The 25831-nt window shown below is 37.0% G+C and carries 17 protein-coding genes; 5 read left to right on the plus strand and 12 right to left on the minus strand.

The genetic code is table 11. From position 1 onward, the window contains the following. Positions 1-4 precede the first annotated feature (4 nt). From kdpB to HMPREF9456_RS13680, 4 genes are read left to right on the plus strand one after another with little or no spacing between them, the layout of a single operon-like run. A complete protein-coding gene (gene kdpB / locus HMPREF9456_RS13665; RefSeq protein ID WP_006844133.1) occupies positions 5-2080 on the plus strand; it encodes a potassium-transporting ATPase subunit KdpB in 2076 nt (691 codons plus the stop codon). A gap of 6 nt (positions 2081-2086) precedes the next feature. After that, positions 2087-2662, plus strand: a complete 576-nt coding sequence (gene kdpC, locus HMPREF9456_RS13670; protein ID WP_026177080.1) for a potassium-transporting ATPase subunit KdpC — start codon at positions 2087-2089, stop codon at positions 2660-2662. Beyond that, positions 2659-5328 carry a sensor histidine kinase gene (locus tag HMPREF9456_RS13675; RefSeq protein WP_018074933.1) on the plus strand — a complete coding sequence of 890 codons (2670 nt, stop codon included), beginning with the start codon at positions 2659-2661 and terminating at the stop codon, positions 5326-5328. Before kdpC ends, HMPREF9456_RS13675 begins: the two co-directional genes overlap by 4 nt. Before the next feature lie 5 nt (positions 5329-5333). Beyond that, the gene (locus HMPREF9456_RS13680; protein WP_006844136.1) at positions 5334-6014 is read left to right on the plus strand and encodes a response regulator; all 681 of its coding nucleotides are present in this window, start codon (positions 5334-5336) and stop codon (positions 6012-6014) included. A 241-nt stretch (positions 6015-6255) separates the two neighbouring features. Here the strand turns inward: HMPREF9456_RS13680 and HMPREF9456_RS13685 are convergent, their stop codons facing one another. From HMPREF9456_RS13685 to HMPREF9456_RS13705, 5 genes are all read right to left on the minus strand, one after another. Then, positions 6256-8799 carry a glycosyl hydrolase 2 galactose-binding domain-containing protein gene (locus HMPREF9456_RS13685; protein WP_245531030.1) on the minus strand — a complete coding sequence of 848 codons (2544 nt, stop codon included), beginning with the start codon at positions 8797-8799 and terminating at the stop codon, positions 6256-6258. Positions 8800-9011: 212 nt separating this feature from the next. After that, on the minus strand, positions 9012-10655 hold the full coding sequence (locus HMPREF9456_RS13690) for a RagB/SusD family nutrient uptake outer membrane protein (RefSeq protein WP_006844139.1): 1644 nt from the start codon (positions 10653-10655) through the stop codon (positions 9012-9014). Between the two features lie 12 nt (positions 10656-10667). Then, positions 10668-13973 carry a TonB-dependent receptor gene (locus HMPREF9456_RS13695; protein WP_006844140.1) on the minus strand — a complete coding sequence of 1102 codons (3306 nt, stop codon included), beginning with the start codon at positions 13971-13973 and terminating at the stop codon, positions 10668-10670. A 113-nt stretch (positions 13974-14086) separates the two neighbouring features. After that, positions 14087-15070 carry a FecR family protein gene (locus HMPREF9456_RS13700; protein WP_006844141.1) on the minus strand — a complete coding sequence of 328 codons (984 nt, stop codon included), beginning with the start codon at positions 15068-15070 and terminating at the stop codon, positions 14087-14089. Positions 15071-15130: 60 nt separating this feature from the next. Continuing rightward, complete coding sequence (locus tag HMPREF9456_RS13705) at positions 15131-15730, minus strand: RNA polymerase sigma factor (protein ID WP_006844142.1); 600 nt, start codon at positions 15728-15730, stop codon at positions 15131-15133. A gap of 286 nt (positions 15731-16016) precedes the next feature. Here HMPREF9456_RS13705 and HMPREF9456_RS13710 point away from each other — a divergent pair, with 286 nt between their 5' ends. Next, positions 16017-16682, plus strand: coding sequence for a tetratricopeptide repeat protein (locus HMPREF9456_RS13710; protein ID WP_245531031.1), 666 nt, complete (start codon positions 16017-16019; stop codon positions 16680-16682). 421 nt (positions 16683-17103) lie between these two features. On the opposite strand, the gene uvrA is transcribed toward HMPREF9456_RS13710, so the two are convergent. The 7 genes from uvrA to HMPREF9456_RS13745 all read right to left on the minus strand — a co-directional run bounded on the left by uvrA (position 17104) and on the right by HMPREF9456_RS13745 (position 25822). Beyond that, entirely contained in the window at positions 17104-19941 is a 2838-nt protein-coding gene (gene uvrA / locus HMPREF9456_RS13715) for an excinuclease ABC subunit UvrA (RefSeq protein ID WP_006844144.1), read from the minus strand. A 41-nt stretch (positions 19942-19982) separates the two neighbouring features. Beyond that, the gene (locus tag HMPREF9456_RS13720; protein WP_006844145.1) at positions 19983-20960 is read right to left on the minus strand and encodes a lytic transglycosylase domain-containing protein; all 978 of its coding nucleotides are present in this window, start codon (positions 20958-20960) and stop codon (positions 19983-19985) included. Between the two features lie 143 nt (positions 20961-21103). Continuing rightward, positions 21104-21928: a 4-(cytidine 5'-diphospho)-2-C-methyl-D-erythritol kinase gene (ispE, locus tag HMPREF9456_RS13725; RefSeq protein ID WP_006844146.1), complete on the minus strand. Its 825-nt coding sequence runs from the start codon at positions 21926-21928 to the stop codon at positions 21104-21106. Between the two features lie 119 nt (positions 21929-22047). After that, positions 22048-22944, minus strand: coding sequence for a diaminopimelate dehydrogenase (locus HMPREF9456_RS13730; RefSeq protein ID WP_006844147.1), 897 nt, complete (start codon positions 22942-22944; stop codon positions 22048-22050). A 52-nt stretch (positions 22945-22996) separates the two neighbouring features. Continuing rightward, positions 22997-23683, minus strand: coding sequence for a DUF2461 domain-containing protein (locus HMPREF9456_RS13735; protein WP_006844148.1), 687 nt, complete (start codon positions 23681-23683; stop codon positions 22997-22999). A 102-nt stretch (positions 23684-23785) separates the two neighbouring features. Further along, the gene (glmM, locus tag HMPREF9456_RS13740; protein WP_006844149.1) at positions 23786-25171 is read right to left on the minus strand and encodes a phosphoglucosamine mutase; all 1386 of its coding nucleotides are present in this window, start codon (positions 25169-25171) and stop codon (positions 23786-23788) included. Positions 25172-25204: 33 nt separating this feature from the next. Further along, the gene (locus HMPREF9456_RS13745) at positions 25205-25822 is read right to left on the minus strand and encodes a BamK family beta-barrel-assembly machinery protein (protein WP_006844150.1); all 618 of its coding nucleotides are present in this window, start codon (positions 25820-25822) and stop codon (positions 25205-25207) included. Positions 25823-25831 lie beyond the last annotated feature (9 nt).

Consider the following 25831-nt stretch of genomic DNA (forward strand, 5'->3'; position numbering starts at 1 on the left):
AATAATGAAAAGTCAAAATAAAAATTTCTTAGATAAAAAGATATTGATAGAGGCTATCAAAATGTCCTTTATCAAATTAAATCCAAGTCTATTAATCAAAAATCCAGTTATTTTTATTGTTGCAATCGGCGCTTTGCTTACAACCATAATTGTTTTGAAAGGAACGATAGACGGAGTATTCTCTACGTTCAACTTACAAATAGCAATATGGTTATGGATAACTGTTTTATTCGCCAATTTCTCGGAAGCTATTGCCGAAGGGAGAGGCAAAGCTCAGGCAGAGAGCCTGAAAGCCAATCGTTCCCGAACTAAAGCCCGCATTCTGAAAGATGGAAAAGAAGAAATTGCAGCTGCCGAAAATTTGAAAAAAGATGATGTTGTAATCTGCGAAACTGGGGATATAATTCCATCCGATGGCGAGGTGATAGAAGGAATAGCAACCGTAGATGAATCAGCAATAACAGGAGAATCAGCTCCTGTAATCAGAGAAAGCGGAGGCGACCGAAATGCGGTGACAGGAGGAACAAGGGTATTAAGCGACAAGATTATTATTAGAATAACCTCCGATGCCGGAAATACATTTATCGACAGGATGATCGCATTAGTGGAAGGAGCGAAACGTCAGAAAACACCAAACGAGATCGCCTTGACTATTTTACTTTCGGGACTTTCCATTGTTTTTCTTCTTGCTGTGGCTACACTACCTTCTTTTTTCGGCTATAGTCTGCATGCATCAGGGCTACTGCAGTCCAACAATTTGAGTTTGCCTGTACTAATTGCCCTTTTGGTCTGCCTTATCCCTACCACTATCGGAGGATTGCTGAGTGCTATTGGTATAAGTGGCATGGATAGACTTATGAAGCATAATGTAATAGCCACCAGCGGACGTGCAATAGAAGCAGCAGGTGATGTGGATGTTTTACTATTGGATAAAACAGGAACAATAACTTTGGGAAATCGTATGGCAACCGATTTTATTCCCGCGGAAGGTGTAAGCACAAATGAAATAGCGAATGTAGCGCAACTCTCTTCACTGAGCGATGAAACACCGGAAGGTCGTTCGATTGTAGTTTTGGCTAAAGAAAAGTTTAATATTCGAGGGCGTGACCTTGCGGGTATAGAAGCCGAATTTATCCCTTTCACCGCACAAACCCGAATGAGTGGTGTAGATATAACTGTTAATGGCAAGATACAAAAAATAAGAAAAGGCTCTGTGGATGCGATACGTTCTTTCGTCCTTAACAATAACGGATTCTTTCCTGAAGATATAAAACAGAAGTCAGATGAGTTGTCACAACAAGGAGCCACTCCTCTAATAGTCGCAAGAGATAACAAGGTGTTAGGTATTATACACCTGAAGGACATTGTGAAAGGTGGTATCAAGGAACGTTTTACCCAATTGAGAAAGATGGGTATAAAAACAGTGATGATTACCGGAGACAATCCGTTAACTGCTGCCGCTATTGCAGCAGAAGCCGGGGTAGATGATTTTCTGGCCGAAGCAAAACCGGAAGACAAACTTCGAAAAATAAGAGAAGAGCAATCGAGCGGCCATCTGGTGGGAATGATCGGTGACGGCACAAACGATGCTCCTGCTCTTGCCCAATCGGATGTTGGCATAGCTATGAGTAGCGGCACACAAGCTGCACGGGAAGCAGGAAATATGGTCGATCTGGATAGCAACCCTACCAAGCTGATAGAAGTAGTAGAGGTTGGCAAACAATTGCTTATGACCCGCGGTGCATTAACTACATTCAGTATAGCCAATGATGTAGCTAAATATTTTGCAATCATTCCTGCAATAGCTGTTACATTGTATGCGGGAATATCAGGTAAAGGAGCATTGTCGGTATTAAATATTATGGGTCTATCATCTCCGGAGAATGCAATTTTAGGTGCGATTATATTCAATGCCCTTATCATTATATTTCTGATACCTCTTGCCCTGAAAGGAGTAAAATACAGAGCTGAATCACCTTCCAAATCTCTACTCCGTAATCTTTGTATTTATGGACTTGGGGGTATTGCAACACCTTTTATTGGAATCAAACTAATAGATATGTTATTACAAATATTCTGAACAAATATGAAAAGTCAATTAATTATATCATTAAAAATATTGGGAATAATGACTATGCTTTTAGGCGTTATCTATCCTTTGTTCATAACCGGAATTGCTCAATTGGCTTTTCCATCAAAGGCCAATGGCTCATTAGTTGAGGCCAATGGCATATTACGAGGGAGTGAACTGATTGGTCAAAAGACAGATACAGCTATCTATTTCAATCCCCGACCATCGGCAACGGATTATAACACGCTGGCATCGGGAGGCTCGAACCTCAGCCTGACAAGTAAGAAGCTATACGAGCTTGTGCAAATACGAAAAACAGGCATCATCACAAAGAATAAATTATCTAATGCAACCATCGTCCCAGCAGATTTGTTATTCGCTTCGGCTAGTGGATTAGATCCGCATATCTCGCCCGAGGCAGCAAAAATACAAATACAACGGATATCTGAAGCCAGAGGATTTTCGGAAGGACAAAAGCAAAAACTAAGTATGTTAGTAGATAAACTGATAGAGTCACCTCAATTTGGTATATTCGGATGTAAGAGAGTAAATGTTTTTATGCTAAATTTGGAACTGGATAAGTTGAAATGAAAATGGAAGAAAATCGTCCTGATCCTGATAAGCTTTTAACTTCGATAAATCAGGAAGAGGAAATCAAGAAACGTGGGAAGTTGAAGATATTTTTCGGAATGTCTCCCGGTGTAGGCAAAACCTATTCGATGCTACAAACGGCACATATAGACTTGTCTAAAGGAGTTGATGTGGTGGTAGGATATATAGAGTCTCACAACCGACCCGAAACAAGCGCCTTATTAGAAGGCCTCGAAATTATCCCTCGTAAAAAAATAGAATATAAAGGAACATCTCTTGAAGAGATGGATTTGGATGCCATTATTTTGAGGCATCCTTATCTTGTTTTGGTAGATGAGCTTGCGCATACCAATGCCGAAGGAAGCCGACATGCAAAACGTTATCAGGACATACAGGAGTTACTCGACAATGGTATAAATGTATATACCACTGTCAATATTCAACACCTGGAGAGTAGAAACGATACCGTAGCTCAGATAACAGGGGTAACCGTTAAAGAGACTATTCCGGACGAGCTGTTTGAAATGGCGGATGATGTGGAGCTGATAGACATTACTCCAAATGTTCTTCTCGACCGCTTGGCAGAAGGTAAGATATACGGATTACCGGAATCGAGAGAAGCCGCAAAAAACTTTTTCAGGAAAGGGAATATAACCGCATTGCGTGAGATGTCGCTTCGCCTTGTTGCCGACAGGGTAGACAAGCAGTTGAAATCGTACATGCAGCAGAAGCAAATAGCTGGTCCGTGGAAGTCGGGGTTACATCTGCTGGTTCTTGTAGGACCAAGTAAATCCTCAGCCAAACTGATACGATGGGCAAAAAATTTATCATATACGATGGGTGCCGACCTTGTCGCTCTGCATGTGGAAAACACGCAGGTGCTGAATGAAGAGCAACAAGAACAATTGTCTAAAAACATTGATCTTGCCCGAGAATTTGGCGCAGAGGTAATTATAACTTCAGGAAGTGACCTTGTTTCCACAACACTAGACATTGCACATAAAGAAAACATTACGCATATTATTATTGGGAAATCGGGCAAACAAAGTTTCTTTTCATCACTGTTTTCGCGTGACAACTTTGTAAATCGGTTACTGAAAGAAAGTGGAGAAATAGATATTTATGTTATAGAACCCGGATTTGAAGCAAAGCAATACAAAAGGAAGTTAGTTTCTTATCCGGATTTCTCATCGTCATACAAACATTACATTATAGCTTTTCTAGCCGTATTGGCTACTGTTTTGCTTTGCTTGCCTATTGTTAGGGAGACAGGCTATCAGTCTATATCTTTTATCCTACTATTTGTAATCCTCATCCTATCCATGTTTTTCCGCTTGGGTCCTATCATGATGGCATCGGCAGTAAGCGCTGTAGCATGGGATTTCTTTTTTATAACACCTCAATATACATTAAAGATAACTCAACCTGAGGATTTACTGGCATTCTGTATGTTCTTTGCCGTAGCATTAGTAACGGGAACACTAACAGCAAAAGTACGGAAACAGGAACGACTGACACGCAAGAGAGCCGAGAAAACAAACGCTTTATTTCATCTGACTAAGCAACTTGCAAATGCAGAAAATACAAAAAAGATCTTAGAGGTTTCTAAAGAAGATATAAATAACTATTTTGGCGTAGATGCATATTTTCTTCTTCAAGATGGAGAAGGTAGATTAAAGAAGAAACAACAGAATGCGAAGCCTGGAGACTTTACTGAATCGGAATATAGTATTGCTCAATGGGTTTTCAAACATTCGAAAAAGGCAGGAAAACATACCGACACGCTTTCTTTAAGCGAATATACTTTCTATCCTCTGAAAAGTATAAAAACGAAACCGGGGGTTGTTGCGATAAAGCCTAAAAAGAAATTTAACGGAGAAACTGAGCTATTTTGGGATACATTCCTTACTCAGATCTCGAATACATTGGAGCATCACGATTTTGCTCAACAAGCAAAAAAAGCAAATCTGCTTGACGAATCAGATAAGTTGTACAAAACACTATTCAACTCTATATCGCATGAGTTAAGGATTCCGATTGCTACAATTATGGGAGCATCCGACACTCTCCTAGCCGATTCACATCCCGAAAAAGTACGCAAGGAGCTATATAGCGAAATACTAACAGCATCGGGGCGGCTGAACCGTCTAGTAGAAAATCTATTGAATATATCGCGACTCGAAACAGGAAAGATAACATTGCATACCGATTGGTGCGATATGAATGATTTGTTTAACAAAGTAACGGATAATCTACGAGACGAACTGAAAGCTTACCGTTTAGATATTGTTGTGCCGCAAACAATGCCTTTAGTCAAACTCGATTTCGGGTTGATGGAACAGGTATTGCATAATTTAGTTTACAACTCGTGTAAATACTCCACTCCGGGAACTTCAATCCGCCTGAAATCTTTCTATGATAATGAATATCTGATTATCCAGGAAATGGATCGAGGTCCAGGTTTTCCTCCTGATACACTCCCTTTTGTCTTCAATAAGTTTTTCAAAACGGAACATAAAGCAACAGGAGGTTTAGGCCTAGGACTATCTATTGCGAAGGGATTTGTTGAAGCTCATAAAGGAACAATAAGTGTAGAAAACAGGCAGAATGGAGGTGCACGCTTCACGATAAAAATACCTACAAAAATATCTTACATAAACGCATAAGCAGAATGAATACAGATACAATTCTGATTATAGACGACGAAACTCAAATACGCCGCCTGTTGGAAATAACCCTTTCGGCAAGTGGATACAAGACGATAGAGGCCACAACGGGTAAAGAGGGGCTTCTGATGGTCGCTTCACACCAACCCTCACTTATTATTCTCGATTTGGGTTTGCCTGATATGGACGGAATAGATGTATTGAAAAGTCTGAGAGAGTGGTTCTATAAACCGATAATTATTCTATCTGTACGCAATTCGGAAGAAGATATTGTTCATGCTCTCGATAAAGGAGCAAATGATTACCTCTCAAAACCTTTTAGAACAGGAGAGCTACTTGCCCGCATACGAGCATCACTAAGACAAGGACAAACAGCAAACGAGAGTCCTGTATTTCAAATTGGAGATCTCTCTGTGGATATAGCAAACCACATTGCGAAGAAAAATGATGAATTATTAGACCTAACACCAACAGAATTCTCATTGCTAAGTTTATTTGTTAAAAACCAAGGATGTGTGCTCACTCATCAGTATATACTCAAAGAAGTATGGGGTTATGGTTATGTAGAGCAAACCCAATATCTGCGTGTGTTTGTTGCTCAATTGAGAAAAAAGATAGAAGACAATCCCACTAAACCAACACTATTAGTTACCGAATCAGGTATAGGGTATCGTTTCGGATTATAAATATAAGGATTCTAAGAAATGATATTTTTACCATTATTGGATCAAATTTAACAAAATCCAATTTCAAAAAATTCACAATATCATCAAGAAAACGAATAGAGTCAGCTGTAAAGATATGGCTAATATGAATTTTTCTAATATATCGGAAACTGATATATATATAGTAAACCCTAAAAGCCTAGTAGCTTTTAGGGTTCTCTTCAAGGAATCAGTGGTCTTTCAATTTACACTCAATTGCGCCTTAAATATTAACCTCCAACAACGGGCTGTTCCACCCTTTAATATCCATTTTTATATTATTGCTACTAATAGCCCCTTTGTTTACCTTACATTCCAGGATTTTCTTTTGTCCGGGTAATATACTTATATAATTGTCGGACCAAAAAGCAGGAGTTATTATCTCTCCTCTGTTATCCTTTAATTTCAAATTTACCATAAATGCTATTTTATCAGATGGATTTTTTATTTCTACAGTATAAATTATATTATCTTGCTCTTCCGTTTTGTTTGTCTGAACACCTAACTCAACTGTTTTTAAAGTAGATAGATTTTTAAAATCTCCATAACTTTTAGCTGGGGTATGCACCCAATCGGTTTTATCCCACATATATTCATCGGGCTTAGAAGATAGGCAATAGAAATTATCGGCGACCACCTCACCTTCTTTATTCAATATTTCTAAAGCAAGAAATATATTCTCTTTTAGAGGTGCTAGTTGTAAAATACTAACAGATGTATTTGTTTTGATATCTAATGGTATTTCTTTTTTCTCCTTAATGGTAGAGTTTACGTCAAACACCTGTACGACAGCTTTGTACCCGCTTACATCTTTTAGCTGTTCGTTAACGGCATATATATCATTATTCCCATAATTATAGATCAGCTGTAACGGTTGATTCGCTTTCTTTACAGAATAATAAGCAGCCGTAGGCACTTTGTAATAATCGTACATTTGCCAATACAAAGATGGCCATGCAGAGTTTAGCATCCATTGAACAATGCCTGTGGTTTTACCTATATTTACTCTAAATGCTTCAAACATAGCTCGAGTGCCATCGTAATTGACAAGATCAGCCTTCATTAGGTAATCTTCCAGATTTTTAGCCTGTCCGTATTTATTATTTATGACAGTTGTAAGCTCCTTCAATGAATTCATTGCAGCTATGGAGGTCGTACAATGGAAATTCCAAGTATCATTTAGCGGCCACAATTTATCTTCAGGTATAAATTTTTTAATCGATTCTAAAACCGGAAGTTGTGCACCTATTCCTGTTTCGGTATTGTAGCCAAATGCACCTCCATAAAGAGTATCAATATACCAATAGTTTGGTCCTACATACTCATAAGGTCCGGCCATTTTAGTTCCTGTTTTTCCAGACAGTTCACTAGTTCTTTCTTTTGCAGCACCTACATAGATTCTGTTATCTGATTCTTTTAAGAATGCTAGATATTTTTCTTCCAATTTTGGTGTCGGAAGCATATCACTTCCCGGCATCCAAGATATAATACTCGGATGATTGCGCAACCATAGTACTTGTGTTGCGAAGGATTCTGCTATAAGGTCGATTTCTTTATCAGTGAGTATGCAACCATACATTTCATCACATGGTTTTCCAAAATATGCCTCCCACTCCCATTGGCAACTCCAGCCTACAACAGCCATTATTCCGTACTTATCACACAAATCATATATATTAGAGCTTGTACCCCAAAAACTTTCGAAGCGAATCATGTTCATATTCATATCTTTGACATACTGCACCTGTATTTCATTGCTCTCAGGAGTATCGCGCAGGAATATATCGTCCGTCCACCCGGCAGACTTTAGCAAAACATTTTTTCCATTGAGTTTAAAACCTCTGTATCCTTCTTTTGTGAGATAAGATTCTATTTGACGTATACCAAATGTTATATCTTCTCTGTCTGATACAGTATTATCTGTTTTAAATTTTAAGTTCAGGTTGTATAGTTCAGGACTACCCATATTGTTACACCACCAAAGTCGAGGATTTTTGATGTGTAACATTGCCGCCTCAACCGATGTTATCTTTACTTTTTTCTTTTCGTAAGGAGCCAAAGTAACCGAATAAGAAAATTCTTTCGATTCTATTTCTCCAATCAAATCTCCTGAAATCTCCTGATCTGTAAGATTTTCAACTTCAGTTTCTATTGTAAGCCACGCTTCCTCTAAAGTTTCAGTATTTACTTCGGGTTGCACATATGTATTATTCAATCTTACATTGCCTGTTATAGACAAATATACATCTCTATATATTCCCATACTTTCGTCAGCCGGACGAGGGTTCCAATCGGCAAATCCTGTATTAGGATCTCCCGGGCGGGCTCTAAAAACTTCTACAGCTAAAACATTATTATCTGATTTTACATGCGAAGTTACATCAAAAGAGAAATGACGGTATGTTCCATATATAGAATCTTTTGAGGCTATTAATTCACCATTCAACCAAATATTTGCATAATATGATATTCCATCGAAACAAAGAGATACATGCTGATTGTTATTCAACTCAGGCAATGCAAATTCATTACGATACCAGAACGGTTTATCAAACTGGGTTTTATCTATATCTTTAATATTCGTTCCTACAAAAATATCAGGAAAGACTCCATTTGCAGTAAGAACGCCCATCACCGTAGATGGAACTGTTGCTTTATACCAATTCTCTATCGACTGTTGAGAACTAGAGACAAAGTCTCCTTTATCTTTTATACTATCAGACGATTGAAGATACCAGTTAGTAGCTAGATTAATTTTTTGATGCATATTCTCTTCTTGTTCACGGCATGAGCTTGCAGAAAAAAGAAGACACAGTAATATAAATAGAGATAATATTTTTTTGTAAATCATGGCATTTGGTTTGAGTAATTGATCTGTTTTTCTTAGTAGATGAAAATATACAGAAAATTATAAATATGGAGAAAGAGAATGCAAGAATATACATCTTGCATTCATCCCTCCAAAAACATTAAAATTGATTAGAAATTGGCTTTGTTCACATCCCACCAAATACGAGTTATAGGTAAATCTGGACCTCCTAATTTTTTAATTGCATCAGCAACTCCCTCAGCATTACCACTTACTTCTGATTCAGAGAATTTAACTCTACGGAATCCTGTTTCTGTTGGAACAGCTCCCCCACTAGTATTATTAGTAATAGGAAATAATTTAGGATAGCCTGTGCGGCGATATTCAGCCCATGCATTATATCCCTCAGGAAATCCTGCAATCCATTTTTGAGTAATAATTTTTTCTAGTTTAATCTCATTATTTGCCGTATCATCCCATTTTGGAGAAACTTTAGATACTGCCAGGCTACTTTCTGTAGCAGGTTGTAATTGATCTGTAAATGCCGCTGGAAGCTTATCACTATTGAGGTAATCGCTAAGAGAGACTTTCCATTGACTGAAAGATTTTGTTATTCCTGATTCATAATAAGACTTGGCTGTACCACCACCCATATTCCATCCTCTCAAGACACCCTCAGCGCGAAGAAAGTCTGCTTCTGCGGCAACCAGTAATATTGCAGGCATAGAGTTATCATTCATATGGATAGGAGGAGAAATCTTATAAAGCAATGGATCTCCACCAGGTACATACTTGTTCTCGGCCAGATTATGAATTCCCTGACGCATTCCTTTGATTTGACCAATATGTTCTCCTGCATTTACCGGTAAAGCATAGGCTTGTAAACGAGGGTCTTGATATCCGAATAAAATTGATTCGACATTAGCACTTATAGAGGTATCTCCCCATTTAGCAATTGCTGTAAGTGGATGAAAATATCCTTTTCCACTGATAGTAAAATTACCACTATTATCTTCTATCAAACCATATGCAGCTTTTACAGCTTTCTCGGCTTCTGTTTTAGCTAAATTGGGATCAGCTTTAACAATACGCATAGCTAAACGAAGATGTAATGTATTGGCATATTGTATCCATTTAACATAATCTCCTCCGTATGCCATATCAAATTTAGCAAAAGGTTTTGCATTACGAGTCTCTTCTGCATTTACATATGCATTAAGTACTTGAACAGCTGTATCTAGATCTTTAAAGAAATTCTTATACAATTCTTCAACAGAATCATATGTACCTCCAGTCTTCGAATCTCCATAAGTAGAGTAGATAACCGGTCCATACATATCAGATAAACGAGCCAATGCTGTAACTTTCAGAATCTTATTTATTGCATCAAAATGTCCATAAAAGTCATAATCTTTCTCCGATTCTTTTTTAACTATAAGCGTACTCGGCATCATATAAGCATAGGTATAATCCCAAGCAGGATCACTCCATCCCGGTTTATAGGAATATGTTCTGTTATCACTTGTAACACCTCCAAAAGCTGTTGCCGGACATAGATAGCCAGAAAATATATCTGCGTTTAGATTTTGCATTACCTGAAAAGTCCAGTCTGTACCCCATCCCCAATTAAAATTGCAATATATCATTTGCTGCATTCCCGGGAAATAAGCCCCTATCTGGTTAAAATCATAAGAAAGTTGCTCTTCATCTATCCCTATCTTATTTTTATTGAGGTCTTCAAAACTATCAGTACAAGAAGTGATTAATCCCAATAATAAAAATCCGACAATTGTATGTTTTAATATCTTTTTCATATTTTCTAGATTTTAGAAGTCTAATTTTAAATTAAATCCAAATGATCTCAATGATGGCATACCAAAAACATCTATACCTTGTAAGTTATTTCCGGTAGATAAAGATGCATCTGGATCATACGACGCATTATTCTTAAAGAAGAATAAATTTTTTCCAACAAATGAAAGTTCACAACCTCTTACAAACTTATTAACAAACAGTTTTGCTGGTAATCTATAGCCAAAGGATAGCTCTCTCAACCTTATATTTGTAGCACTTTCCACATAATATTCAGTAATACCACTACGTCCGCCAACAGCATCATAGAACCCTTTTACATCTTTGATTTGTTTACCATCAAAGTTCACATATCCTCTATTTCTATCATCTCCTGTCCTTTTAGTCACACCATACAGATCAAGATCAGCTTGAGTGATTGATAATACATCGCCCCCAAAACGTCCATCTATAAGGAAATATAATGTAAAGTCTTTATATTTGAATGTATTACTCCAACCTAAATTAAATTTAGGGGCACTATTTGCTATTTTCTCAAAATCGCCTGTTGATGCGTAAGGAAGATCTTGATCGTTATACAAGATATTTCCTTTATCATCTCTAGCAAATGTTCTACCATAAATATCTCCAAAAGCTCCCCCTTTATATAAACGCATCTGATAGTTATTTGAATTTTGATCTCCAAACTTAAAGAAATCCAGATCTTCAGCAAGTTCTTTTACCTTATTACTATTCTTTGCAAAGTTTACTGAAGTTTTCCAAAGAAAATCATTAGTCATTACCGGACTACCTCCTAATACGATTTCTATACCTTTATTTTCGATGTCCCCTGCATTAATATAATAGTAGGAATAACCAGATCCTGAAGGTGCAGGCATCGTAAACAACTGATTTGTTGTATTCGTTTTGTAGAATGTAAAATCAAAATCAATTCGGTTATTCAAGAATTTCCATTCTGTACCAAATTCCCAGGATTTTGTCATCTCGGGTTTCAATTCAGTAAATGGAGCATAGCCATTTTGAATTAGAGAACCTCCAGCACCTATCGAATTGATTGGATGGCTAATATATGGAGGCAAACCGTTTCCTACTTTTGCCCAAGAACCTCTGACTTTTCCAAAACTAATGAATTCTGGAAGCTTAACAGCTTCATTAATAACCCATGTCAGACCTACTGAAGGATAAAAGAAACCATTATCTACACTTTTGGTATATGCTAATGTGGAAGTCCAATCATTCCTAGCTGTAACATCAAGGAATAAACAATCTGCAAAACCTATTTGTCCTGCAAAAAAGATAGATTGCGATTGAGTATGTAGATCCTCTTCTGTAATATAACCTCCATTCAGGTCCATATTTGCAACAGTAAATACATTAGGGAAGAACAAGGTACTAGGACGAGAGTCTAATCGAAGCGACTTATTACGTTGATCTGTAATACTTGTACCTAAGGATGCAGATACTGAAAATTTATCATTTAATTTTTTCTGATAAGTCATTAACAAATCGGCATAAGTACTTAGCATTGTTGCTTCGTAAGTAATATATCTGCCATTTTCTCCAGCCAGATTGTTATGAGTCCCTACATACATCTTCTGATTATATTTATCTGATATATAATCAGCTGTACCTCTTGCCTGAATATTCAAGTCTTTAGTTATTTTGTAATTTACAGATAGGTTTGCAATAGTACGTAATCTTACATCTTCACTTGGGGTTTTATTCACTAACCAATAAGGATTCTGATCCATATCTGAGAATCCACCATACCAGTTCTGTACATATAGGTTGCGACTTTCGTTAAAACGCTGATAATTATTCTTATAATAATCGAACGACTCGCCTCCCTGAACGCCACCTCTTGGAAAATGGTATAGACCGACCAATGGATTTATGTAATATCCCCCTGGAGTAGACCCATTATTTAACCTTTGATATAATAGATTAATGTTAGCATCAAGTGTTAGTTTATCATCGAAAAAGTTTGCTGTTTCACGAAAGTTAAAGTTGTGTTTATTCAGAGTATTATTCTCAATAACTCCTTTACCGTAAGTATTTGCATAAGAGAAATATGTTTGCATCTTTTCCGAACCGGAGCTTAAAGCAATTGAGTTTATGGTTGTTACTCCAGTATTAAAGAATTCTCCCGTATAGTCCGACTTTGAACCTTTTGTTATCTTATCACCCCAACTCTTTTCTGCTCCAGTATAAGTATTTTGAAAATCAGGAATACCATAAGCTGCATTATCAAATGTTGTATTAGAGTTAAAGCTAATCGATGTACGTCCCACTTTTCCTTTCTTTGTTGTAATAACGATAACACCGTTAGCAGCCTGACTTCCGTAGAGAGCTGCCGCTGATGGTCCTTTCAGTATATTCATTGATTCAATATCATCTGGATTCAGATTAGATATACCATCACCTCCGTCACGATTTCCGGCGTCATTAGTACCTCCAATCGAAGTAGAAGTTTGGTCTGTAATCGCATTATTCATCGGAACACCATCAATTACATAAAGAGGCTGGTTATTTCCTGATGCGGAACGATTCCCTCTAATAACAACTTTAGCTGAACCTCCTAACCCTGAAGCACTCCTATTAATTTGAACCCCTGCAGTTTTACCAGCCAGGGCTGTGATCATATTAGGATCCTTAGTCCTTGTCAGCTCATCTCCTCCGACAACTTGAGTCGAATAAGTTAAAGATTTTTCTTTCTTTTTTATACCTAATGCTGTTACAACAACTTCATCAAGCATCTTTGAGTCTTCTTTAAGGGTGAAATCGACTGTCTTCTGACCATTCAAGGGAATCTCCTGAGAGAGATATCCTACAAAAGTGACAACTAATGTAGCATTTGCCGGAACCGTCAAGCTATAATCGCCATCTACTCCTGTCATCGTTCCATTTGTTGTGCCTTTTTCTGACACACTGGCACCAATCAAAGGTTCTCCGGCCTCATCCAGAGCAATTCCTTTTACTGTAATTTTTTGAGTTTGTTGTGTGGTCTTGGGGTCCTGATTAACGTCTTTCTTTTCAGAAAGAAGGATTTTTTTGTCTCTTATTTCGTAAGAGATGTTTGTTCCAGAAAAAACTTTCTGCAACACTTGAGGCAAGTCTGAGTTTGCTACCTCAATGCTTACAATTCTATCGGTATTGACTACAGGCTGGCTATATGCAAAAGTATAACCTGTCTGTTCGGCAATTGTTGATAAAACTTTTTCCAGCTTCGCCTGCTGAAGATTCATAGTTACCTTTTGTGCAGACACTGTTATCGTCGTACACAGAAACATAACCAGAAAAGCTAAAATTACACGTTTCATAGTTTACATTTTTTAAGGTTAAAAAATAGGTCCTTTACATAATAGACCCACGAGGATAAAAAAAGTATGACTAGGAAGTGTATTTTTTTTATAATTTTATTTTAGTAGGGCTATTACATGCTGACAATCACCGTGTTTTCATCAAGAGTAAATTTTACAGGAGAGATCTTTTCTAAGTCTTTTAAAATTTTCTCTAATGATACGTTCTCCGAAACAATGGTATATGAGTAAATATAAGCTCGCTTATCTTCTACTGTAAAAGAGACATTATACCAACGTTCGAGATCTGCAATAACATCTTTTAGAGGCGTATCTTTAAATGCGAGAATATCTTTTTTCCATAACGAAACAAAGCCGGTATCTTCATTTTTCGTAATTCTACATTCACCGGTTTTTCTATCATAAGCAAGTTTTTCTCCCGGCTTTATATAATATTGTCCTTTTGCAAAAGGGATAAGGCTTATATTACCATTATCCAAAGCTAAATATATTAGGTTGCTGGTAGAATATGCCTTGACATTGAATTCTGTACCATAAACCTTTACCATATCATCATCCATCTGTACAATAAATGGTCTGTCAGGGTTTTTATCTACTGTAAAATAGGCTTCACCGTTCAAAAAAACTTTTCTGTCAAACAGACTAAATTTTTTAGGGTAACGCAAATGAGTATCCGAATTCAGATACGCTTTTGTACCATCCTGAAACATAACCTGTAACCGCTCTCCTTTAGGTACATATACATCAACATACTCTGTTTTACCAAAAAGATCTACTTTCTTATTTACCTGCCACCCCAATCCGAGCAACAAAATAAATGGTATGACAATAGCAGCAGCTCTGTATATTGTACGACGCAATTTTCGCCGCCTTTCCCTGGCAAGTATTTCATTAAACATTTTATCTGATGGAATTTCATGATCAACAAAAAGCTCTTCGTAGCCTTCTTTTGCATTATAGGAACGCATATCTATCTCATGAGACAGATACATTTGTCCTTCCTCGGTAGCAAACCATTCTACTACCGTTGCAGTTTCCTCGAGTGTTGCAATACCATCAACAACTTTTCTGATAGTTTCTTCAGATGGTCTTTCCATTTTTAATACGAATTATAATATAATATGTTAGCATTTTCATATAATATTGACACACATAACCTATGAAAGAATGATAAATAAAATACTTATTAACATTTTTTCTAAGTGGGCTCTTAATAGTTTAATTGATTGCGCATAATGAGTCTTTACCGTATGGATAGAAATTTCCATTTTATCAGCAATTTCTTGATTCGATAATTCTCCTTCCATTTTTAATAAACAAACCTGCTTTTTTTGTAGAGGCAGCATTTCCAAGGCTTTTCTGAAAAGCATCATTAATTCTTTTTGTTCAATAATATCCAATAGGTTATCTTCATAAGATTCTGTAGATTGAGCTAACTCATAATTCTTTTTTATAGCAGTATTATTATCTCTGATCTGGTTTAGTATATAGTTTTTCGTAATAGTATAAAGAAAATTCTTTAGGCTGGCTTTAATCTTAATATCCTTACGAAATTCCCATAATTTAGAAAAAACATGCTGAATGGCATCTTCCGACATATCTCTATCTTTCAGATATGTATATGCTAATAGATACAATTGTTTATGATATCTATTATATACGATAGTAAAAGCCTCCTTATTGCTTTTCTGTATCAAAAAGAATAAGTCAGAATCGTCCATGTGTTGATCTATACGCGCATGTAGTTTTAGAGACATACTGAATTAAGAAAGGTTAACGATACAAATCTACTAATTTTATATATTCAAGACCAAAATGCTCAATAGCTTTTGTCCGAAAGTTTCTATAATTGATCTTTTTATCTAAATTTGCAAAAGAAGCCGCTTAAAACTGTATCAATACTTTATTCTATTTAAAATGAGGATCATATATATATCATCGTTGTCTTTAATGTTTACCTCGTGTAACTCGTCTTGGTTTGTAAATATAGGTATAATTGGTATTATAGCAATGTTCGGGATAATGTTATTATCATTTGCCTTAATGTTTTTCTTAATAGCACGCCGGAAAAAGAAAGGAGAAAAGAGCTTAGTTAAATTTAACAATGATCTATATTTTGCATTAAAAAAGTTAGATACTCCTCAACAGAAAGTAGATATGCTAAATACCCTCATCGAACGCATAAATAATGATGAGAAATATAAAAAAGATACCGAATGGCGAAACAAGGTGCTATTGAAGACCTATGTACACCTCGCTACAGCATATTATCAGATGGGAGATGAAATACGTACATTGAATGTATGCTCCGACATTATAGACCTCGATCCCAAAGACGCGATGTCATATTATAACCGAGGCTCAATATATAGCAATATGGGACTATACGATAAAGCTTTGTTAGATCTTGATAAAACAATAGACTTACAGCCCGATTATGCCAGTGCCTATAACAATCGTGGGTTAGTATATGAAAAACTTGAACATTACGACAAAGCCATACTTGATTATAACAAAGCCTTAAAGCTTGAAAATTCAGCAATAGCTTATTATAATAGAGGAAATACTTATTATGAGATGGAAGAATACAATAATGCGCTGCAAGATTACCAAACTGTAATAGAAATGTTAAATGAAAATAATGATTCTGACCTAAGAAAAGAAGTAGAAGCTAGCATTAAGATTGTAAAAAGCAAAATAGACCAATAAATAAGTATTGGCTAACAACTTACCTTCAGAATTCAGATAAATAAATATAGATATAACCTTTTCTCCAAGAAGTAGGATTATGCTGTAGATTCGTTTTGTGCAAAAGAAAGTCCGCGAAATCACCTTCGCAGACTTCCCAACCTTAACACAAACTTTACAAAACTACACAATAGAGTTGATTGCAGCCTGATTACTTGGTTCAAATGTATTTCAGGAACCAACTCTGTGTTTCTTTATATTGTATTTTTGATTGTAAATAACAAAGCGATCCTTCATTATTGAAGCGGTGATTTTACCTGACTCGATTGTATTTATCTCAAAAATTAATATTATCTCTATTTGCTCAGCAAAGATAGTAAATTTTACACATTAACAATAGATAATATCTATTTTTTTTCGAAATTAATCCTATTTAGCGATTTCACTTGCTTATTTCTTTTCTTAAGTATTCAGAAGTGAAGCTATTACCCTTTCTCACAATGTCTTCGGGTTTACCATAAGCAACCACAGTTCCACCTCCAATTCCACCATCAGGTCCCATATCGATGATGTAATCTGCACTTTTTATTATATCTTGATTATGTTCTATAACGATTATTGTATTTCCTCTATCAACAAGCTTATTAAGTACTCCGAGTAAAACCCGTATATCCTCAAAATGTAAGCCGGTAGTAGGTTCATCCAATATATATATAGTATTTCCGGTATCTGTACGGGCTAACTCGGTTGCGAGTTTCACTCGTTGAGATTCCCCACCGGACAATGTAGTTGACGGCTGTCCAAGTTTTAGGTAGCCAAGTCCGACTTCTTGCAATACTTTAATCTTATGCAGTATATTAGGAACATTCTCAAAGAACTCTACAGCCATATTGATGGTCATATCCAAAACGTCTGCTATCGATTTCCCCTTGAATCGTACCTCTAGCGTTTCCCTATTGTAGCGTTTTCCATGACATTCTTCACATTGCACATATACATCAGGCAAGAAATTCATTGCAATGGTTTTGTACCCGTTACCTCCACACACTTCGCAACGCCCACCTTTCACATTAAAAGAGAAACGTCCGGCTTTATAGCCCCTTATTTTGGATTCAGGAAGATTAACGAATAGATTTCTTATATCTGAAAAAACGCCCGTATAGGTTGCCGGATTTGAACGTGGAGTACGTCCTATCGGCGATTGATCTACACTTATCACCTTATCTACAAGATCTATCCCATCAAGAGTCTTATAAGGTAGCGGATCGGCCAAAGATCGATACAAATGTTGACTCAGAATAGGTAATAATGTTCCATTTACGAGACTCGACTTTCCACTGCCCGAAACACCCGTAACACAAATAAAGGTATTCAAGGGAAAGGAAACATCCACCCCCTTAAGATTATGTCCGGTTGCACCTTTTAATGTAATCTTCTTTCCATTGCCTTTGCGTCTATTCTTAGGTATCTCAATTTCAAGCTTACCGTTCAGATAATTAGCTGTCATTGTATTAGTTTTCAGCATATCGTCAGGAGTACCAGCAAAAACAACCTTCCCTCCTCGCCTGCCGGCATAAGGCCCCATATCTACAATATAGTCCGCTTCCAACATTATATCTTTATCGTGTTCTACTACAATGACAGAATTGCCTGTATCACGTAACTTTTTCAACGAATCTATCAGCCTTGTATTATCTCTCTGATGAAGTCCGATACTAGGCTCGTCGAGTATATAAAGTACATTTACAAGTTGAGATCCGATCTGTGTAGCCAAGCGTATACGTTGACTTTCACCACCCGAAAGGGATACGGATGGACGATTTAGAGATAAATAATTAAGACCGACATCTAACAAAAAGGACAAGCGGGATACGATCTCTTTCTTTATTTCTCCGGCAATCAGCTTTTGTCTTTCTGAAATATGCACATCCATATCTTGTATCCATTCGTAGAGATGCTGAATATCCATCTCGGCAAGATCGGCTATATTCTTATCATTTATTTTATAATGAAGAGCTTCTTTACTCAATCGTTGTCCATTACAGTCGGGACAGACATCTGTTTTGATAAACTGTTCTGCCCATTTTTGTGCCGAAGCAGAAGAATCACTATCCTGCTGCATTTCAATATATTTGGCAACGCCCTCAAAAGCGACTACATAATTAGAACTTCCTAGAGACTCGTTCTTAATTTGCAAACGCTCTTCTGTTCCAAACATGATTTCATCTATCGCTTCCTCCGGAACATCTTTGATTGGTGTCTTAATAGTAACGCCATGTTTCTCACAGATAGCTTCTATCTGCCAGAAGAACAAAGAGTTTTTATATTTTCCTAATGGGGCTATACCTCCGGCATAGATACTCAATTGTGGTTTCGGCACAATCTTTTCCATATCTATTTTGTTCACTATCCCTAACCCCTTGCAACGAGGACAAGCGCCGTGTGGCGAGTTAAATGAGAATGAATGCGGAGCAGGATCACTATAAGATAACCCTGTAGACGGACACATCAGTTGGCGGCTAAAATGCCTTACCTCACCTGTATCTACATCTTGTATCATTATCAGTCCATCACCTTGCTTCATTGCTGTGCGCAAGCTAGTTTTGAGATTATCAGCAAATTTATTGGAAACAGCCAACTTATCAATCAAGATTTCCACACTGTGCATCTTGTATCTATCAAGACGCATACCCGGTATAATTTCACGAATTGCACCATCTACACGTACTGTCAAATAGCCTTTTTTGCTTATTTGCTCAAACAATTCCTTGTAGTGACCTTTCCTGTTGCGGACAACAGGAGCAAGCAAATATACTTTCTTCCCGATATAACGTTCAAGAATAAGCTCTAAGATTTGGTCTTCGGTATATTTAACCATCTTCTCCCCGGTGAGATAAGAATAAGCTTCTCCCGCACGGGCATATAACAAGCGAAGAAAGTCGTATATTTCGGTGGTTGTTCCTACAGTCGATCGTGGGTTACGGTTTGTTGTTTTCTGTTCTATAGATATTACCGGACTCAGACCTGTAATTTTATCTACATCAGGTCTCTCCATACCACCCAAGAAGTTACGCGCATAAGCCGAAAACGTTTCTATATAACGTCTTTGGCCTTCTGCAAAAATAGTATCGAATGCTAATGATGATTTCCCACTACCACTGAGCCCTGTAATCACAACAAGGGAATCTCGTGGAATTTCTACATCAATATTTTTAAGATTATGAACACGTGCGCCATATACATTTATGACGTCTTTTTCTTCGGGTATAGTTGTCTCCATCAAATTTCCAAACGCTCCTTGTCTAATTATGCATATTTTAATTAGTCATGCGAAATCCATGCTTTATCATGGACTCTTACCTTACTACCTTTCTTGTAGTATAATGATTCCTGTGTAGGAATAAGAATTGTATATGAACTTTGGCTTTTAGCCGAAATTGTTAATTTACGATCTCTCAGCCAACTATTAAAATCTTTCAATTGTGCATATGTCAACCCTTTTTCTTTTGCAAAAGATGCCAGATCGGGAATCGATTCTGTTACTTCAACTTTTGTAAATTCAATCGGTTTGTACAGATCTTTTTCTGTGAGGATAAATCCATATTTGGAAGGATTTTCAAATAGCAACTTTATAGCCAACATCCGGAAATAGTAGCGTGAAGTCTCAGAAACGAGCCACAGATCAAGACTTTCGTCAACCTGCTGTTTATCCAGCTCTCCGCTGATACGCCCCTGTCCGGCATTGTACGACATTGCCACACTTGTCCAACTGCGATATTTGCTGTAAGCTTCCTTCAGATATTTACATGCAGCCCGAGTTGATTTTTCGATCGAATATCTTTCATCCACTTCAGAAGAAACCTCCAATCCATATCCGGGTGCGGTTTTTGGCATAAACTGCCATAGCCCGGCAGCACCGACAGAGGATACTGCTCTATGGTCTAAACTACTTTCTATTACCGCCAGATATTTAAAATCTTCAGGAATTCCATTTTCTTTTAAGATCGGCTCAATAATAGGAAAATATCGATTCGCTCTTTTTATAAGTAATAACGTCGTCGAATGTAAGTATGTAAATCCGTTTATCTCTCTATCGAATCTCTCATGAAGATCGTATCGGTCAAGCTTTATCTCCTCCCCTGCAAAATTAACCTTCTCCGGAATCTCTATAGATTTCGTCATAGATAATACATAAGGAACTCTAGACTCTGTTTCGCTATGGCTATTATTTGACAATAACACAAAGGCTAAAACACAGACACAAACGACTGGAATAGTGAACAATAATACTTTCTTCATTTATCGCTAGTTTTGTAATATTTCATTAAAAAAATAGCTATCAAAGGTACAATTTTATTTCTGGAAGTAAAAGTCCGGCAAACATTGCTTATCTATAATTAATCTTAATGCTCCAATTTTGAGCATCACAGCCCTTCCTATTTTTAGTATTCGAATTTTCCTTGTTGACAAAAACAGTTCTTATAAACAGATTCCAAGGCCTCAACTTGTTCGCTGAAAATACCATAGACAGATGAACCAGACCCCGACATTGAAGCATACAGTGCACCCTGCTGGTATAAACTATTTTTTATATCACCTATAGCCGGATATTTAGCAAATACACTTTCCTCAAAATCATTTACCATCAAACCTCGCCATTCTGCAACAGGCAGTTTTACGATTTCCATCAGAGACTGTTTTGGTTGTTTGGGAGAAACCAAAGCAAAAGCATCTTTTGTTGGGACATGTACCTCTGGCTTTATCAGTACAAAATAATAGTTTTTGAGAGACAATTCAACCTTTTGAAAAACCTCTCCTATTCCTGTGGCAAATACGGGGTGATTATATATAAAGAAGGGACAATCAGCACCAAGCTGAACAGCCAATCTGATTAGTTCCTCATCAGACACATTCAACTGAAAAGTTTGATTCAGCAGCTTAAGCATAAATGATGCATCAGCAGATCCTCCACCCAAACCTGCGCCAAACGGAATTTTCTTTAATAGATGGACTTCCACAAATGGAAAATCATAATGTTTTCGCATTAAGGAGAGTGCCCTCATCACTAAATTTGTTTCGGGTTCTGCATCGACCTTAATTCCTGATTCAAAAAAAGTATCCTTACCTTGCCCATCTTTTACAATGATTTCAAGAGCATCTTTTATTGCTAATGGATAAAAAATTGTTTCAAGGTTGTGATATCCATCAGGTCTCTTTGATACTATATTCAACCCTAAATTTATTTTTGCATTGGGAAAGGTTATCATATTTCAGTTTGGATTATAAGTCTAATGATTTTTGATAGTCTGCCTCAAAAGCAAATCGCCTGTTTATAATAAAAATAAATGGAGACCTAACTTTTGGGGCAGACTTCCTAATATAATTATTACACCAGTTTCTTGATTAGAGCCTCTTTATCTCCATATATATAGTCAATAACAGGAACTTCTATCATTGTATAAGCTCCCGGCGCTTGCTTCATTGTTGCTCTTGCCGAAGCAACTAGTACCTGAGCTGTTAAAGCCGGATTATTGATCTTCATATTAAAGTCTAAGAGCTGATTCTGAGTTGCACCCGACACCCCTTTACGCACCATATTCACGCCATGTCCCATATCTTTCAGGTTGTCTACATTTTCAACCTGCATCACATGTGTTTCATCATGAGCAAAATAATCATCACTTTTTATTGCTGACGCTACATCAGAAAAGTTAAAGCCCTCTTCAACCTCAATATACACCATACGACGATGAATGCTTGTACCCAATGGAATAGTCATCGACAAAGCCGCCTTTACTCCCTTAATAGCTTTTACGGCAACAGTATGCCCCATACTCATACCCGGACCAAAATTAGTATATGTCACGCCTTTAGGTGCCATAAACTCAAACATGGAGCGAATCATAGAGTCTGTACCCGGATCCCATCCTGCTGATATGATAGATACCGTATTATTTGCTTTGCCCACAGCATCCAGCTCACGACGTAAATTTACAATACCACCGTGTATATCATAACTATCTACCGTGTTGATACCCAATGCAAGGCACTCTTTAGCATATTCTTCAACGCTGCGAGTTGGAGTACAAAGCACAGCCACACTCACATCTTTTAATTCTTTTATTGATTGTACGACCTGATATTTTTTTAGTTCATCAGGCACATTTGATGGATCACGACGGACAATACCGGCCACCTCAAAATCGGGTGAAGCAATAATTGCATCCAATACATACTGTCCAATATTTCCGTAACCTACAATAGCTGCTCTAATTTTATTCATTGATATTGATTTATATTTGTTAGATTTATTACTATAATTTCCTATTATCAGATTATATCTGAGTGGCTTCCTTCATAAAGTTGTATAACCATTCCATCGCAAGAAAATCGTCTTTTATCAAATTAGCAAAGTCAGCAGAAAATAACTCTTCTCCTACAGGTCTTGTCTTACTTACCCATATCCCTTTGCGTTGTATCCATGGTTGGAAGTACTCAGGCAGATCGTTAGGTATAGGTCGCTTATATTCCTCTCCATTTATTATATACCCCCGATCCAATACCGACTGTTGAGTGATTCGCTGAAACTCCTCAGCATCATAAGTAACTTCATCACGGAAAGCATCCATCACTTTTTTCTTTGGCTGAAACAGCCCTAAGCCAAGCGTATACCCGATAGCCGATATCTCCAGAAAGTATCCCGGATAGTCTTTCCATATATCGTTTGTTACAGGTATCTGAAAAGCCATCCACATAAAATCTTTATAGGGATCTTTATTCTTCGAAAAACGTGTATCTCTATATATCCTCGATAAGCATCGGTGGGGACGCAACTCAAAAGACTGATCGATATTATGCATTGCGGGAGACAATGCCGTAACCAATGCCTTTAATGGATTCAACAACTCTTTCTCATACACATGCTTATTCTCATCAAACCATTCTTTATAGTTGTTCTCTTTCAGTTCTTTGAGAAACTGAAAAGTATTTGGAGTAAAGCCTTTGAATGTTAATTCTTTCATAACTATATTGATCCTTTATATATGATAATTTTCTATACCTAAATATAAAGGTAAAAAAATAGCAGCTTTATACAAAACTGCTATTCTTTATTTATTCTATTTTTATTTTGCAAGTTGCTCGATAACAGCCATTACCTCAGCTCCGATATCTTCAGCCTCTTTCATAGAATGAGCTTCAGAATATACACGGATAATAGGCTCGGTATTGGACTTACGGAGGTGCACCCATTTGTCGGGGAAATCTATTTTCACTCCATCTATATCTGTTACATCATATTGAACATATTTTTCTTTCACCGCTTTCAGTATAGCATCCACATCGATACTTGGTGTTAGCTGTACCTTCTGTTTTGCAATAAAATATTCGGGATATGAGGCACGTATTTCGCTTACTTTTTTCTTCTCGTGTGCCAAATGAGAAAGGAACAATGCAATGCCTACCAAAGAGTCACGCCCATAGTGGCTTGCAGGATAAATTACACCACCATTTCCTTCGCCTCCGATAACAGCATTGGTAGCCTTCATCAGCGTAGTTACATTTACTTCTCCCACAGCAGAAGCATTATATTCACAACCATATTTACGTGTTATATCACGCAAAGCACGGCTAGAACTTAGATTGGATACTGTATTTCCCGGAGTGTGTTTCAAGACATAGTCTGCTACAGCAACCAGCGTGTATTCTTCTCCAAAAAATTCTCCGTTCTCGCATACAATAGCTAAACGATCTACATCCGGGTCAACAACAAAGCCCACATCAGAAGGTGTGGTCTTTACCATTGTGAATATATCTTTGAGATGCTCAGGCAAAGGCTCTGGATTATGCGGAAAATCACCATTCGGTGTGCAATAAAGCTCATTGACTCTATTTACTCCCAAAGCTTTTAATAGTTTAGGTAGCACAATACCTCCCACAGAGTTTACACAATCGATAGCTACTTCAAAATCTGCGGCTTTAATAGCTTCGACATCTACAAGCTCTAAATCTAAAACCGCCTGTATATGTTTATCAGTATAGTCTTTTTCAGTAAGCGTACCAACATGATCGATGTGCGCATAATCAAAATCTTCTGCTTCAGCTATACGAAGAACTTCTTCTCCTTCTTTTGCATTTAAGAATTCTCCTTTTTCATTCAGAAGCTTCAATGCATTCCATTGTTTTGGGTTATGGCTTGCCGTGAGTATAATTCCACCACATGCTTTTTCCATTGTTACGGCCAACTCGGTAGTAGGTGTTGTAGCCAAACCAATATTTACGACATCAAAACCCATGCCCATAAGAGTTCCGGTAACAATCTGCTCCATCATCTTACCCGACATACGGGCATCGCGTCCAACAACTATTTTGTTTGAATCATTATTCTTACTTTCTCTGATGAAAGTGGCATAGGCCGATACAAATTTCACAGTATCTAAAGGGTTTAATCCATCGCCGACTCTACCGCCAATGGTTCCTCTAATTCCTGAAATAGATTTAATTAAGGTCATTTTTATTATATTAATATAGTAAGTCTCTACGGCTTATTTTGCATCAGGTACAATTGTATATTTCAGACGCCCAAAATATATGGGTTCGTACGATCCTGATTGCTGATAATAAGATCCATTTGAAAAAGGAACAATTAAACTCACCTGTGCCTGATTTCCCAAATTATAATCTAAAGGCAAAGCACATCCCGGTGAAAGGAAATAATACATATAATACTCGCTAGACAAACTATAGATATAGTTGCTATTACTGAAGAGATACGAACTGGTATTTCCATAATCCATATACATATATGCAAATTCAGTAACCCCTTGAATATCATTCGTAATTAAAGTATCCGGGTTTGTTTGCAGCATTTTTGTATCATAGAAACGCATTGTTACGTAATCTCCTGATTTAATCTTGTCTTTTGTGCCCGAATCAATTACATGAATATAAATACCTGTATTAGGTTCTTTAAAATATTCTTTATCTTTAAAAACTCTGGTTTCAGGATATTTATTAATCACCTTTATACCTGATGTATCGATAAAGCGATTGATCGTTTTCTCTTCTTTCTTTAACTTATCGGCATAAGTCTCGCTTCCACATGCAACAAATATGATCGCAAATCCGATAAAAGCAAATATAACACCAATGATTTTTTTCATCTATATTCT

It is taken from the genome of Dysgonomonas mossii DSM 22836 (assembly GCF_000213575.1).
Lineage (GTDB): Bacteria > Bacteroidota > Bacteroidia > Bacteroidales > Dysgonomonadaceae > Dysgonomonas > Dysgonomonas mossii.

Bases quoted from the DNA above. Each gene is read 5' to 3' on its own strand.
- kdpB (WP_006844133.1), top strand. From the start codon at position 5: ATGAAAAGTCAAAATAAAAATTTCTTAGATAAAAAGATATTGATAGAG.
- kdpC (WP_026177080.1), top strand. From the start codon at position 2,087: ATGAAAAGTCAATTAATTATATCATTAAAAATATTGGGAATAATGACT.
- HMPREF9456_RS13675 (WP_018074933.1), top strand. From the start codon at position 2,659: ATGAAAATGGAAGAAAATCGTCCTGATCCTGATAAGCTTTTAACTTCG.
- HMPREF9456_RS13680 (WP_006844136.1), top strand. From the start codon at position 5,334: ATGAATACAGATACAATTCTGATTATAGACGACGAAACTCAAATACGC.
- HMPREF9456_RS13685 (WP_245531030.1), bottom strand. From the start codon at position 8,799: ATGCATCAAAAAATTAATCTAGCTACTAACTGGTATCTTCAATCGTCT.
- HMPREF9456_RS13690 (WP_006844139.1), bottom strand. From the start codon at position 10,655: ATGAAAAAGATATTAAAACATACAATTGTCGGATTTTTATTATTGGGA.
- HMPREF9456_RS13695 (WP_006844140.1), bottom strand. From the start codon at position 13,973: ATGAAACGTGTAATTTTAGCTTTTCTGGTTATGTTTCTGTGTACGACG.
- HMPREF9456_RS13700 (WP_006844141.1), bottom strand. From the start codon at position 15,070: ATGGAAAGACCATCTGAAGAAACTATCAGAAAAGTTGTTGATGGTATT.
- HMPREF9456_RS13705 (WP_006844142.1), bottom strand. From the start codon at position 15,730: ATGTCTCTAAAACTACATGCGCGTATAGATCAACACATGGACGATTCT.
- HMPREF9456_RS13710 (WP_245531031.1), top strand. From the start codon at position 16,017: ATGTTTTTCTTAATAGCACGCCGGAAAAAGAAAGGAGAAAAGAGCTTA.
- uvrA (WP_006844144.1), bottom strand. From the start codon at position 19,941: ATGGAGACAACTATACCCGAAGAAAAAGACGTCATAAATGTATATGGC.
- HMPREF9456_RS13720 (WP_006844145.1), bottom strand. From the start codon at position 20,960: ATGAAGAAAGTATTATTGTTCACTATTCCAGTCGTTTGTGTCTGTGTT.
- ispE (WP_006844146.1), bottom strand. From the start codon at position 21,928: ATGATAACCTTTCCCAATGCAAAAATAAATTTAGGGTTGAATATAGTA.
- HMPREF9456_RS13730 (WP_006844147.1), bottom strand. From the start codon at position 22,944: ATGAATAAAATTAGAGCAGCTATTGTAGGTTACGGAAATATTGGACAG.
- HMPREF9456_RS13735 (WP_006844148.1), bottom strand. From the start codon at position 23,683: ATGAAAGAATTAACATTCAAAGGCTTTACTCCAAATACTTTTCAGTTT.
- glmM (WP_006844149.1), bottom strand. From the start codon at position 25,171: ATGACCTTAATTAAATCTATTTCAGGAATTAGAGGAACCATTGGCGGT.
- HMPREF9456_RS13745 (WP_006844150.1), bottom strand. From the start codon at position 25,822: ATGAAAAAAATCATTGGTGTTATATTTGCTTTTATCGGATTTGCGATC.